We start from the raw sequence: 13,866 nt of genomic DNA on the forward strand, positions 1-13,866 counted from the left end.
TATACAGTTGGACCCTGCTTTTAGAAAGGAAGCAGGGTTCTACTTTTTAAACCCAATGGCTTTTCTTTCACTTAGGGTAGGTTTTAGAAGTTCTTCAATCAATTGATAGATATGATTGATGTGTTGATTTTGATTGGACTCGGCATCTTGCAAGGCCTGGATTTTTTCTTGCAATTCTGAATAGTTAAGCGCCCATTCTCTAATCCTGACGAATGTCCGAATAATTGTGATATTAACCTGAATGGCTCGTGAGCTGCTAAGGACTGATGAAAGCATGGCTACTCCTTGCTCTGTGAATACATAGGGCAAGGAGCGGCGACCTCCCCAACTTGAGGTCACATTTTGTGACTTCAAGTTTTCCCATTCTTCAGAAGTAAGTTGAAACATGAAATCCTCGGGAAATCTTTCAGAATTTCTTTTGACTGCTTGGTTCAGAACTTTCGTCTGCACGCCATACATTTCTGCTAGGTCAGAATCTAGCATAACTTTCTGCTGACGGATCTTGTGGATTAGCTGAAGTACTTGTTCCTCGTTTAAAAGTTCGTTCATAAATGATGTTTAAAAAGTGTAAACTAATATATAATAATATAGAGTTATAAACACTCATAATGTCGTGAAATCACCATATTCCAAATAAAATTCTGCCAGATTTTCCGTTTTATGCTGTAAAATCCAACTTTTCCAGCCATTGTGACCGAAAAAAGTTATTGGAAGTAGTTTTGATGTTAGGGGGAGAGGCTAAGTTATAGAGTGAATCTCAGCCCTCAATATTAAATTTAAATACCACTATTAATCAACTATAACATGGACTTTAAACAATTCACAATAAAATCTCAGGAGGCGATTCAAAAAGCTTTGGAGTTGGCAGCTGCAGCAGGGCAGCCGAATATTGAGCCAGCTCATTTGCTGAAAGGCATTCTTTCTGAAGACGAGAATGTGACGGATTTTCTATTTAAGAAATTTGGCACAAGCAAGCAATTGATCAATCAGAAACTGGATGAGCGATTGGCAAAACTTCCCAAAGTAAGCGGAGGACAGCAGCCTTACCTTTCCAATTATTCCAATCAGGTATTAACAAAGGCAAAGGACTACCTTAAGACTTTTGGGGATGAGTATGTGGCGATCGAGCATTTGCTCTTGGCCATATTGAGCGCAGGCGATGCGACAGCACAAATTCTAAAAGATCAGGGGATAGCTGAAAAACCGCTGATCGAAGCCATAAAAGAACTAAGAAAAGGCAATAAAGTGACCGACCCAAACGCAGAAAGCAAATACCAGGCTTTGGAGAAATACTCTAAAAACCTGAACGAAATGGCCAGAAAAGGGAAAATTGACCCTGTGATTGGCCGGGATGAAGAGATACGAAGAGTGCTTCAGATCTTGGCACGTAGAACTAAGAACAACCCGATCCTTTTGGGTGAGCCGGGTGTGGGTAAAACTGCAATCGTAGAAGGGCTGGCGCAAAGAATCGTGTCCGGTGACGTGCCAGAAAATCTTAAATCCAAAACCTTGATCTCTTTGGACATGGGCTTGCTGGTAGCAGGCGCCAAATACAAAGGAGAATTCGAAGAGCGTCTAAAGGCTGTTATCAAAGAAGTAACCGATGCGGAAGGAGAGATTATTCTCTTTATTGACGAGATCCATACTTTGATCGGTGCAGGTGGTGGAGGAGAAGGAGCTATGGATGCGGCTAACTTGCTGAAGCCCGCTTTGGCTAGAGGGGAATTGCATGCTATAGGTGCAACTACCTTGAAAGAATATCAAAAGTATATTGAGAAGGATAAGGCCTTGGAAAGAAGATTCCAAGCCGTGATCGTCGATGAGCCAGATGCGGCCGATGCGATTTCAATTCTTCGCGGGATCAAGGATAAATATGAACTTCACCACGGAGTTCGTATCAAAGATGATGCGGTGATTGCGGCAGTAGAACTTTCGCAGCGATACATTTCTGACCGTTTCTTGCCTGATAAAGCCATTGACTTGATGGATGAGGCAGCGGCTAAATTGAGGATGGAGATTGACTCTTTACCACAAGAACTGGATGAGTTGAATCGTAGAATCATGCAGTTGGAAATCGAGCGGGAAGCCATTCGAAGAGAGAAAAACCATGACAAGGAATCGGTCCTGAGTAAGGAGCTTGCTGAGCTTGCTGAGAAACGTGATAGTGTAAAGGCCAAGTGGGAGAGCGAAAAGGCTGTGATTATGGGCATTCAACGTGAAAAAGAGCGGATTGATAACTACAAACTGGAAGCCGAGCAAGCCGAGCGAGCTGGGGATTTCGGCAAAGTAGCCGAAATCCGTTACGGGAAAATCGTGGAAGCTGAGCAAAAGCTGGAGTCTTTCAAATCTCAGCTGGCAGAAATGCAGGCTGGATCTCCTTTGCTGAAAGAGGAAGTGGACCAGGAAGACATCGCTGCGGTGGTTTCTAAATGGACCGGAATTCCAATGAATAAGATGATCCAATCTGAGCGGGAGAAACTACTGCACTTGGAGGAAGAGCTTGGAAGACGAGTTGCAGGGCAGAAAGAAGCGATCACAGCACTTTCAGATGCGGTTCGTAGAAGCCGTGCAGGTTTGCAGGATCCAAAGCGGCCGATAGGAAGTTTCATCTTTATGGGTACCACCGGCGTAGGTAAGACTGAACTGGCGAAAGCTTTGGCAGAATACCTCTTCAATGATGAGAATTCCATGGTGCGTATCGACATGTCCGAATATCAGGAAAGACATGCAGTCAGTCGATTGGTGGGAGCGCCTCCGGGCTATGTGGGTTATGATGAAGGTGGTCAGCTGACTGAGGCAGTTCGTAGAAAACCTTATTCTGTGATTTTGCTAGATGAGATCGAAAAAGCGCATCCAGATGTATTTAATATCCTCTTGCAAGTGTTGGATGATGGGCGATTGACAGATAATAAAGGCCGCGTCGCCAACTTCAAAAACACCATCATCATCTTGACTACAAATATCGGATCGCACCTGATCCAAGAGCGATTTGCTGAGATGGAAGAGTGGAACAAGGAGGATGTTTTGGAAAAAACCAAAGCAGAAGTTTTCGATTTGTTGAAGAAATCTGTTAGACCTGAGTTTCTAAATCGTATCGATGAGACGATTATGTTTGAACCACTGAATAAGGGGATCATCCGGAAAATCGTGGATATCCAGTGGAGAGAGATTCAGCATAGATTGTCAGAAGCTGGAATAGAAATCGAAGCGACCAAGGAGGTCTTGGATTACCTGGGAGAAATGGGATTCGATGCCAACTTCGGGGCAAGACCGCTAAAGCGAACTATGCAGCGATTGATCTTGAATGAGCTGTCCAAGCAAATCTTATCTGGCTACATTAAAAATGATTCTGCTGTTTTAGTGGACTTGGATGCGGATAAGCAGGTATATTTCAAGAATGTGGAAACGGTGGAATTGTAATTTAAAATCACCATAAAAATAGCAAACCCTTGAGGCCAGTTTGGCTTCAAGGGTTTTTTGAATCAAGGGGTTAAGCCCCGATCCAATCTAGGTAATTCCCAGTGTGAATGGTTTCGTAACTGGCATGAGCATAAGCTTTGGCCCATGCACCAGGAACTTTGGACGTTTTGCTGGATTGGTACTTGAACTCATAAGCCCGAAGTGAATCTCCCTCTTCTTCCACCCAGTCGATTTCCTGCTGGTCGTAGGTTCGCCAGAAATAGTTATTGCAGTGCATATGGCTGTAATTCTGGAATTTTATCCGTTCTACAGCGAGATAGTTTTCCCAAAGTTCACTCACATCAGCCCGAAGGTCAAGTCTGTTGAAGTTCCGGATTATGGCGTTTCGCACTCCATTGTCGTAGAAGTACCAGCGGCTGTTTTTTACGATTTCTTTGCGGAGGTTTCTGCTGTATCCGCCGATTTTGAATACCACGAATACTTTAGATAGCAGATCCAAATAGCGTTCTACAGTATTTTTGGACATACCGAGTTGCTTGCCGAGTTCTTCCAGCGAAACTTCCTTTCCAACCTGAAAAGCCACCAACCGAAGGAGGGCGTACAGTTTATCAGAATTTTTCACCCCATCAACCATCAGAATGTCTTTCAAGAGATAATCGTTCATGATCTGATAGAGATAGTCTTCCTTGTCTTTCCAGTCAGGGTAGCGGGTCAGTTCTGGATAACCACCGAAGATCAGGCGTTCTTCACGTTTTTCCAGCGTAGTTTTGAAATCTTCCACTTGGGCAAATTCCATTTGTGCCAAAGGGTACAGAAACAACGTATTTTTCCTCCCCACCAGTGGCTCGCCCACCTGCTGATGCATATCAAAAGAAGAAGAGCCCGTAGCAATAATCTGAATGCCTTCGATACTATCAACGATCAGCTTCAAGATCAAACCAATCTCCGGAATATGTTGGGCCTCATCGATGACCAGCAGGTTTTTGCCGGCCAGCAAGCGGCTATAGTTCGCCACTGATCTTTCCTGCAAAAGCGCTGCATCGAGCACATCTTCTCCATTGAGAATCAGACTTTGTTGAGGATCAACATCTTTGGTAAATTGACGTACAAGCGCAGTTTTCCCAGACCTTCTCGGGCCAAGAATCATCAATACCTTATTTGGCATAAGTTTCCGATCAAAATCGGCTTGTAATGCTCTGGGGATATTTTGCACTGTCTATCTTATTGAAATACAGCACAAAGTAAGCTCTTTTCTGAGAAATTAAAAAGTAAACTGACTCAATTAATGTAAATTCCGTCAGTTGATTGACTCAATTAATGTAAATTCCGTCAGTTGATTGATGTAATTAATGTAAATTCCGTCAGTTGACAAGAATTATGGATTTGATTACTTTAGAAAATGCTTGAACATTTCTTCCCATGCCCTTATTGTTTGGCAGAGATATCGATTTTGGTTGACCCTTCACTTCCTTCGCAACAGTACATAGAAGACTGTGAAGTTTGCTGTAATCCGATTGAAGTTAATATTTCAATTGAAGAAAACGATATCGCTTCTTTCGAAGCTAAATCAATTGAACAATAACCTATTTAATCTCTTTAGGTAAGGTAATTTTGCCCAGGTCCTTTGGTAGTTTTTTTGTGTTAACCACTACTTCTTTGGATTGATAGTCAATCATAGAGATTATTAGAGTTACCTCTTCTTGATCAAAATATTCTAAATCCAAATAAAAGTTCCCATTAATATCCGCGACAGTGCCGGTAGTTGCATCTTTGACTTTGATGACCGTTCCTGGGATAGGCTTCTTATCTGGTGAGAGGATAAGACCTTTTACCTTTTTATCTGGCCTGAGTTGTTCTGTGTCAGGTGCGGCAGTGAGGTGTGAGATAGAGAAGGCTAAACCACCTAGGAATAAACAAAAGGCAGTAAAAATGCCAATGTTTAACCTTCTTAGCTTACGTTTGTGCGGATCTTTTAATGTATTTTTCATAGTTCTACTAAAATTTAATAGTAAGAAAAATAAAATAGTTGAATAATCCTAATTATTTGATTACTAATTCACTGGCGTGTGCTCCATCAAATAATTCGTCAGCAATGTGTATAAGTGAAGTGAGGTTCCATCTCCCTCATAGATCCCATGTGATCGGTTTGGATAGGGCATCATCTGGAATTGCTTGTTGTGCTTGATGAGCTCATTCATGAGCATTTCTGCCCCTTGATAATGCACATTGTCATCGCCTGTTCCGTGTACAATCAGCAGATTTCCTTCCAGGTTTTTGGCATAGGTGATCGGTGATCCATTCACGAAGTCCTCCATGTTTTCCTGAGGCAATCCCATGTATCGCTCTTGATAGATATTATCATAAATCAGCTGATTGGAAACCGCAGCCACGGACATGCCGGTTTGGTAAATTTCTGGGAATTTGAACATCAGATTTAAAGTCATGGAGCCTCCTCCGCTCCATCCCCAGACGGCTACCCGGCTTTCATCCAAGTAAGGAAGTTTAAGTAATTCCTTGGCGGCCAGACCCTGATCTTGGGCGTTGATAACGCCGATTTTTCTATAAATGCTTTTTCTCCAATCGCTTCCTTTCAATGTCGGTGTACCACGATTGTCCATGTCGATAATGAAATAGCCTTTTTGCGCTAGCATAATATTATAAAGCCCAACTTGCGTATCCGTCGCTACTGTGCTCCATGGCTCGCCATACACATGGAAAAGCACCGGATATTTCTTTGTCTCATCAAAATCAACCGGATAAATGATTCTTGCGTCCAGCGTCACACCTTCAGAAGTAGTCACAGTGGTAAATTTGATTTCAGGGGTTTTAAGCGAAGCTAGTTTGGTTTTGTAAGCCTGATTTTCCACTAAAGTTTTCAGCACCTCATGCTTTGGCAAAGAGATCAATCTCGTAGTCAAAGGATCTGAAGTACTTTGATGATTATGAACCGCAACTTGTCCATTTGGAGCGATATCATAAGTGTTTACTCCTTCGAAAGCCTCAGGAGTTACCCGTCTCAGTTTTCCTTTGCCAGCCAAATCAATGGCATACAGGTAACGCTGGGTAGCATTCTCAGGAGAGGCGATAAAGAAAACTTCTTTGTCCGAAAGACCGCCAAAAGAAGCGACGTCATATTCTCCCGGAGTGAGTAAAGTCTTGTTTCCAGAAGCAATGTCCACTTTGTAGATATGTCTCCAGCCATCAGTTTCGGTCATTCGGAGAAAAGCTTTTCCTTCATCCACCAGAGGCAAACTATTGTCGCTCCAGCCATATCTGGATAAGTCAGGATAAGCCAAATCCACCCAAGTCTTTTCAGATTCTACATAAATCTTTTTCAGTTCTTCATGGGAAGGTTTATAAGTCCAAATGGTCAGTTGATTTTGCTTTCTGTTCATCTGCTGAATTAAAAGCAAATCATCATTGATCCACTGCATTCCTGGAAGGTAATTTTCCTTTTCTCCTCCCGGAATCGGAATCCACTTGGTCTTTTGCGATGCGATGTCAACTAAGCCGATTTTCGCGCCGGCAGGGTCTTCGCCCACTTTTGGGTATTGTAAAGGAATGGGTCTGGAATAAACTGAATCGGTATTATTGATCATGTAAAAGGTGCCGATTTTGGAGGCATCAATTTGCCAAAAAGAAATGAATTTGGCATCTGGACTCCAGGCAAATCCGTCCCGTTTTCCAAACTCTTCTTCGTAAGCCCAGTCAAAAGTTCCGTTAATGATTTTGTCCGTACCATCAGAAGTTAATTGGGTGACTTCGCCTGTTTCAAAGTCCTCTAAATACAAATTGAACTTCTGTACATAAGCGACTTTTGAGTTGTCAGCAGAAAACTTTGCAAACATAAGAGAGGAAGGCTCAAAGTCCTGACCCAATTGCTTCAACGCACCGCTTTCCAGGTCGTAAACGTAATAGTCCCCTTTGGTATTGGACCTCCAAACTCTACTTGAATTCGTGAAAATCAGCACTTTTGATCCATCCTCCGAAAGACTGAAGGACTCGATTTGAAGGGGTTTTCCATTGCTTTGCAAAGCCGATCCTGGCACAAAAATGCTTTTCTCTAGGCTTTTGCTATCCCATCTCGCCAGTTCATATCCATTTTCCACGGTGACGTAGGCGTCCCCATTTTCTATCCATTGAATGGGTTGAAGTCTTTCTTGCCGAAATTCATTGGAAGCATATATCCGCTCTAGGGTTAAAAGGTCTTTTTGCTGAGCAATAACGGAGGTGGCGACTAGTGAGAAGAGGATGACTAGTGAAAGAAAATGTCTTGGAAAATGCATGAACGCTGGGTTTAAACTGAAGTCATCAAAAATAAGAGAATATCCCAAGACTTTTCATGAGAGGTCAATCCAAAAGAAAAACAGGTCAATTTGACCTGTTTTCTACATTTCCTATGGATGTGGTTTTGCTGTCGTTAATTTTTGCGATGCTATTGCAAAGCGGCATCTTTCATTTTGATTTGTCCCAATGACTTTGGAAGCTCTTTGATTTTCACGTCTATCGATTTGGTTTCCTTTCCAACATATTGCACAGTCAAAGTGATACTTTTTTTTGTGAATTGGCTAAGATCTAATTCGAAGAATCCATTTGGATCAGAGACTACGCCTTTGGTCGAACCATCCACAATAATAGTGGCACCGATTATTGAATAAGCATCTTTATCAATAATTTGGCCTCTGACAAGTGGTGTAGTCGGTGGTTTTTCCATTTTTTGAGCGAAAGACGCCTGGTTAAAAGCGAGGCAAGAGAAAATCCCTATAAAAAAGAGAACGCGAATATTAATCGATCCGGATATGTTCATAAGCTTAAAAGATAAAAGTTAGTCAAACTCAAGTAACTAAAAACTCTTAAATATTTCAAGTTATTGAAAATTAAATTTTTACAGTTGCAAATCCCCCTCATACTTGAATTTCAAAACCAACGATTGATTTTTGGTTAGAAGGGAGCTTGAAGGTAATTGTCCGGGTAAACTAAAAACAGATCCGAAACTGGCTTAATTTATTTATTGCTTTAATCTATAGCTCAAGGTTAAGATCAGTTGTCTTCGCTGGTATTGTGAATCACCTTCCGTATAGAAATTCACGCCTTCGCTGTTGTATCTGTTTCTTCGTGAATTGAAGATATCAGTGGTATTGAAAACTAAAGTTCCTCGATCTTGAAATACACTTTTGCTGGCGGAAAGATCCATGAAGAATATGCCTTTTCTCACTCCCTGGACGGTTTTTTGTCTGGCATCGTAATTTGCCCTAACCTGGATGTCCAAACCTTCAGCTACTGTAAATCTGGATGTCTGACGGAAAAGCCAGGAGGTCGTTTTGGTCTCGTATCCATCTTGGAAATTGGTCCCATCGATTCTAGCATGGAAGAAGTTTACATTAAAGTCTATTTTCCACCAATCTCTGATCTGATAGTCACTGGTCAGTTCTACCCCAAAGGAATTTTCTCCATTGAGGTTGTAAGGCAAAGTCCTTGAGTTTCCATCTTCATCCACGGTGCGAAGTCGCTCAATTTTGTCATCTGTGCTTCGGTAATAAACTGTAGTGAACAAGGTGCCCAGGTCAAAGTATTTGATATGGCCTAGCTCGAATGAATTGGTGTACTCCGGGTTCAGATCTGGATTTCCGCTGAAAAAATTCCTGGCATCTGAAAGGGTGACATAGGGACTGAGGTCGTTGTAAACTGGTCTGCGAACCCGGCGGCTGTAGCTGACCTGAAAGGCATTTTCAGGAGTAATGTTATAGGTCAGGTGCGCACTAGGGAAGAGATTGGTGTATTTTCTGGGATTTACCTCATTGGTTTCTTCTAGCGTGGTTTTTACATCTGTATGCTCTACGCGGAGTCCGCCTTGGTAGCTCCATTTGCCTGAGGTATTCCCGAGTATTCCGTATGCGGCCAGTATGTTTTCATCATAAAGGAAAATATTGTCCAAGCCAGGTACAGGCTCGAATTCCCCGCTTTCATTTTTTTCCTCTACCAGGTAATCATTCTTCATTTCCCGAAAACTGGTTCTGAATCCCGCTTCGAATTTTCCTTCCTTAGCAAAAGGCTGTACGTAATCCAGCATTGCCAGGTATTGGTTTTCGTATTCGTCATTCAGGGAGGTTTGGACCAGAGCCGAGCCAGCTAGGGGAGTACCGTCCGGCAAGTAGGAATTTTGGGTAAAAGTCTGATCAGAATTTTCCCAATAATTCAGATAAGTCAGGGTGCCGGTCAGTTCATGTCCTTTTCGCTCAAAGCTTTTCTTGTAATTCATGGAAATTTCAGAGTTCGGCTCCTGCTCCGTTTCATCTTGATTTCTTAGGGTAAAGCCCCGCAGGTTTTCAAGGGTATTCCAAGAATCCTCATATCGGATATCGGTATTTCTATGTGCATCAGATCTTCTCCATAGGTAGGAAAGCGTGAGTATGCTGTTTTCGCTGAAATAGTAATCCAAACCTCCTCTGATGTTGTTATTCATGCTTTTGACTACTCCTTCATTGCTTTGGTTGAGAATAAAGGTGGTGTCTTCGCCGTAAGTTTCCTGGTACAGTTCGCCCACATTTGGCGAGTGCCTGTAGGTAAGCCCGTAGTTGATGAACCAATTGATTCGCTTATGTCGATAATTGAGGTTGGCTGTAAAACCAAGATTGGTAGGAGTTCCTCCCACTACTTCAAAGGATCCATTGAAGCCTTGGTTGTTGTCTTTTTTCAGGATAATATTGATCACGCCGGCCATACCCTCTGCCTCGTAACGCGCTGATGGATTGGTGATGACTTCTACCCGTTCGATCATATTGGCGGGCAATTGGCGGAGCCCAGCGCTACCCTTGAAACTGACCAGTCCGGAAGGTTTTCCATCGATCAGGATACGGACATTTTGCGATCCTCTCAGGCGTACATTTCCCTCGGGATCCACGGCGATAGAGGGCAGGTTCATCAGGATATCACTGGCATTTCCGCCGGCATTTGCCAGGTCTTTTCCCACATTGAATATTCGCTTGTCCAGCGAAAGTTCCATGGTTGTTTTTTCGCCTTGTACTAAAACTTCATCCAGATTTTCGGCAGAGATTTTCATTGGGAGCAAGCCTAATTCGTGGGTGGGAGATGCCTTTGAAATCGTGAAAGTGGCCGTTTTATGCGGCTCATAGCCCATGAATTCCACCAAGGCATAGAACTCACCATTGGGAATATCTATTCGAAATTTGCCGTTGTCATCGGATAACCCACCTGAAACCAAACTGTCTGCCGCAGTGTAAATGCCTATGGAGGCAAAGGGTAGGGGTGTTTCCGAACCTTCTTCCAGCACAGTTCCATTGATAGTTCCCTTGGGGTTCTGCTGCGCAACTAAAGGAAGGCACAGTAAAAAGCTCAAGAATTGGAGAAGTAGGAATTTACCGTTTTGGGGCGGAAATGGGAGAGACATCAGGAGCCGGTTTAGGTATTGGGTTAAGCCGATTTCTTCCAAAGCAAATGTGGTTTGGTTAGAAAATTATGGGAAGATATTTTGATTTATCTTTAAATACATTGGAAAAATGACTAAAGGTCTAAATTGCCTGATGAAAGTTTGCGGTACGTTGGTACATTGTTCAATTTTTTTGGGGAAGGAGGCCTACTTTTATTCCTACCGAAATATGAGGGATGTAATCTCTTCCATTGAATCTGTATCGGTCACTGCTCAAAAAATACTCCTCTTCCTTCTCTTGAATTGGAGAGAGTTCCAGCATAGTTATTTTTCTATTTCTAGATCGAAATCCTATTCCAATGAAAGTGTCTAAGAGTAAATTTTGAGAGATAAATTTCTGCTTCCCGAATTTCAATCCCGACCCTAAAACCTGAAAGTCAATATGCGCTTTGTTATACCAGATTTTAGTATTTGAGGAAAAAAAGTAATCATCTGTTCGAATAAACTCCTTGTTCACAAAAAATAATTCTAGTCCCCAATAATGGTTATTGGTATGAAATTTCAGTTCGTTTTTGCTTCTCCATAAGTTGAAATCTTCGTTTTTGCCTCTGCCTGAAGGAATTTTAAAAATTCCACCGTTAACTCCTAACTCTGTTTGAATACTAAATTTGGGACTGAAAAAGTATTCGATTCCTCCTTGAATCACAATGGTTTCAGGATCCAATAATGCGAGGGGAGAAGTTTTTAGTAAAAGTGTTTGGTCGAGCTCCAAAGACTGCTGTGCGTAGTTTCTGAAGGGTAATATCCCGAAAAATAGACTGATTAAAATGCTAAGCCAGAACCTCTCTTTCATTACAGGTCTAAGTTAACTAACTGTCTCATTTTTCTTAAATATGTATCTCTTATTTCCTTCGAAAAAGGCTGCTTATTAATTTACTCGTATAGTCTAGCCTTTCAATAGGTCCAATCAGCGACCCGTGGATCATTTCCATTCCATCCATTCCTCCGGCTTTGGGTTGGTTAGGATAGATTAAAATAAAGCTATTATTCTGTAACCATGTATTAATCAGACTTGGGACTTGCTCCAGTTTTGGATGGTAGGAAACAGTGCCCTTTCTGCTTAGCACCATAATTAAATTGTCATCTGGCTTCAAATGAATGTTCAGATTAGAGACTTCGTCCCATTCAGGAAATGTCCTGAAATTGACTCTAATGGGATGTTTTTTTAGAATGTCTGCAAGGTATTCCCGAGTTTCTGGAGCTGCATAGAATATGATTCGTGCTCCTGTATTTCTGGCAATGTTCCAGATTTTCACTAACCAAAAAGGAAACCCTAATTCCTTTTCTGCATGAGGAGGTACAAAGATTAAATGCCTTTTATGCGTATCAAAAGGCTGATGTGATTTGTAGATAAAAGTAGTTGTATTTGATTTGCTCAGCAGTCCTTCGGTAAGATTTCCCAAAAAACTATCGTTCATGCCTTGTTTTTCATGAAACCCCAAAACCAAATCAGTTATTTTGTTTTCATGAATAACCCCGCTAATCCCTTGTTCCACATTGGTGTCATACCGTAGGAGTTCTATCAGAAAGTGATCCGTAGATGCAGCTGTTTCACTGGCTTTGTTTAAGATTTTTTGCGCTTTCATTTCAGCAGCAGAATCCTGCAGATCAGGGTTGATAATGCTCAGCGCATACATGCTACTTTTCTTTGTAGGAGACTGAATCAGAATACTTAGTTTGATGAGTTCGTCTGAAGTCTCTTGGGATCTTATTGGGATGAGGATCCTTTCTTGAATTTCTTTCTCACCTGATCCATCATCAAATGCCGATTCCGCGAGCGCTATATTTTTTGCTCCTTTTTGGGCTGCCAAAGAGGCTATGGTACAAGTGACCAAAATCATGATAATTGTACCATTCAAGATAGATTCTGACAAAAGTCTGATAGGTTCACCAGAGCTGTTTAGACCTATATTGGTGTTGTAGCCAATAATAACAGCAGCTAAAGTGGCTGCAGCCTGAGCATTGCTAAGACCAAAAATAATTCTACGCTCATCTAAGGTGAATTTGTATGTTTTTTGGGTGGCAAATGCTGCGAGCCATTTTGCTGCGATTGCAACAGTAGTCATCACAAAGGCTACCCAGATTGTCTCCCAGCTTTCTAAGAAAATTCTAAAATCTACTAGCATTCCCACCCCTATCAGAAAGAATGGGATGAAAATCGAATTGCCTACAAATTCCACCCGATTCATCAGCGGGGAGGTATGAGGTATGAGTGAGTTGATGGACAGCCCTACTAGAAAGGCTCCGATTATAGCTTCGATTCCGGCGATTTCTGCTAGGGTAGCTCCCGAGAAGACTAAGACCAGTACAAAAATATATTGAGAGGAATTATCTGAATATTTCTTGAAAAACCATCTTCCAAGTCTTGGGAATCCTACAATTATCAGCAAGGCAAAAGCAGAGATTGACAGGATGAGTTTTACCCAAAATAGCGCATTTACCTCTCCCTTGGTAGAACCAATGATTATAGCCAAAATCAACAATGCAAGCGTATCTGTGATCAGCGTTCCACCGATAGTGATATTGACAGCTCTATTTTTTCCAATCCCTAATTTTGATATCAAAGGATAGGCGATCAGCGTATGGGAAGCAAACATGCTGGCCAGCAAGACAGAAGAAATTAAAGATAACTTTAGAAGTATTAGCCCAGCAATAATTCCTAGAATCATCGGAATCAAAAAAGTGTACATTCCAAAAACCAGGCTTTTATTTCTGTTTTTTTTAAAGTCTTGTAAATCAATTTCTAAGCCTGCAAGAAACATGATGTAGAGCAGTCCGGCAGTCCCTGAGAGTATTATGCCGCTATCTCTTTCGATTAGTCCTAAACCTTTCGGGCCAACTACCGCCCCGGCTAAAATCAAACCTAAGAGCGGGGGTGTTTTTATTCGATTAAATAGGATAGGAGCGAGAAGTATGATCAGTAGGATCAATAGGAATTTGATCACCGGATTGGTAAGTGGCAATTCGGAGGAAAAAATTGATTCTAGGATCATATTCGA

10 protein-coding genes are annotated in these 13,866 nt (G+C 41.9%); 2 read left to right on the plus strand and 8 right to left on the minus strand.

Going from position 1 to position 13,866, the window contains the following annotated elements:
• Window positions 1–39 precede the first annotated feature (39 nt).
• A complete protein-coding gene (locus tag BM386_RS15610) occupies window positions 40–549 on the minus strand; it encodes an ORF6N domain-containing protein (protein WP_091696000.1) in 510 nt (169 codons plus the stop codon).
• 255 nt (window positions 550–804) lie between these two features.
• Here BM386_RS15610 and clpB point away from each other — a divergent pair, with 255 nt between their 5' ends.
• Window positions 805–3,420 (plus strand): ATP-dependent chaperone ClpB, encoded by a 2,616-nt coding sequence (clpB, locus tag BM386_RS15615; RefSeq protein WP_091696002.1) that lies wholly within the window; start codon window positions 805–807, stop codon window positions 3,418–3,420.
• 70 nt (window positions 3,421–3,490) lie between these two features.
• On the opposite strand, the gene BM386_RS15620 is transcribed toward clpB, so the two are convergent.
• Entirely contained in the window at window positions 3,491–4,585 is a 1,095-nt protein-coding gene (locus BM386_RS15620) for an ATP-binding protein (protein ID WP_091696003.1), read from the minus strand.
• Window positions 4,586–4,819: 234 nt separating this feature from the next.
• On the opposite strand from BM386_RS15620, the gene BM386_RS15625 reads away from it, so the two are divergent.
• On the plus strand, window positions 4,820–5,002 hold the full coding sequence (locus BM386_RS15625; RefSeq protein ID WP_091696005.1) for a CPXCG motif-containing cysteine-rich protein: 183 nt from the start codon (window positions 4,820–4,822) through the stop codon (window positions 5,000–5,002).
• A 1-nt stretch (window position 5,003) separates the two neighbouring features.
• Here BM386_RS15625 and BM386_RS15630 read toward each other — a convergent pair whose 3' ends face one another.
• The 6 genes from BM386_RS15630 to BM386_RS15655 form a co-directional block, all read right to left on the minus strand.
• A complete protein-coding gene (locus tag BM386_RS15630) occupies window positions 5,004–5,408 on the minus strand; it encodes a carboxypeptidase-like regulatory domain-containing protein (RefSeq protein ID WP_091696007.1) in 405 nt (134 codons plus the stop codon).
• 63 nt (window positions 5,409–5,471) lie between these two features.
• The gene (locus BM386_RS15635) at window positions 5,472–7,706 is read right to left on the minus strand and encodes a S9 family peptidase (protein WP_091696009.1); all 2,235 of its coding nucleotides are present in this window, start codon (window positions 7,704–7,706) and stop codon (window positions 5,472–5,474) included.
• Window positions 7,707–7,855: 149 nt separating this feature from the next.
• Window positions 7,856–8,134 (minus strand): carboxypeptidase-like regulatory domain-containing protein, encoded by a 279-nt coding sequence (locus tag BM386_RS15640; protein WP_170857108.1) that lies wholly within the window; start codon window positions 8,132–8,134, stop codon window positions 7,856–7,858.
• Between the two features lie 294 nt (window positions 8,135–8,428).
• Window positions 8,429–10,828 (minus strand): TonB-dependent receptor, encoded by a 2,400-nt coding sequence (locus tag BM386_RS15645; protein ID WP_091696147.1) that lies wholly within the window; start codon window positions 10,826–10,828, stop codon window positions 8,429–8,431.
• A gap of 163 nt (window positions 10,829–10,991) precedes the next feature.
• The gene (locus tag BM386_RS15650) at window positions 10,992–11,660 is read right to left on the minus strand and encodes a DUF3575 domain-containing protein (RefSeq protein WP_091696012.1); all 669 of its coding nucleotides are present in this window, start codon (window positions 11,658–11,660) and stop codon (window positions 10,992–10,994) included.
• A 49-nt stretch (window positions 11,661–11,709) separates the two neighbouring features.
• Window positions 11,710–13,860 (minus strand): cation:proton antiporter, encoded by a 2,151-nt coding sequence (locus tag BM386_RS15655; RefSeq protein ID WP_091696014.1) that lies wholly within the window; start codon window positions 13,858–13,860, stop codon window positions 11,710–11,712.
• Window positions 13,861–13,866 lie beyond the last annotated feature (6 nt).

It is taken from the genome of Algoriphagus locisalis (assembly GCF_900116615.1).
Classification (GTDB): domain Bacteria; phylum Bacteroidota; class Bacteroidia; order Cytophagales; family Cyclobacteriaceae; genus Algoriphagus; species Algoriphagus locisalis.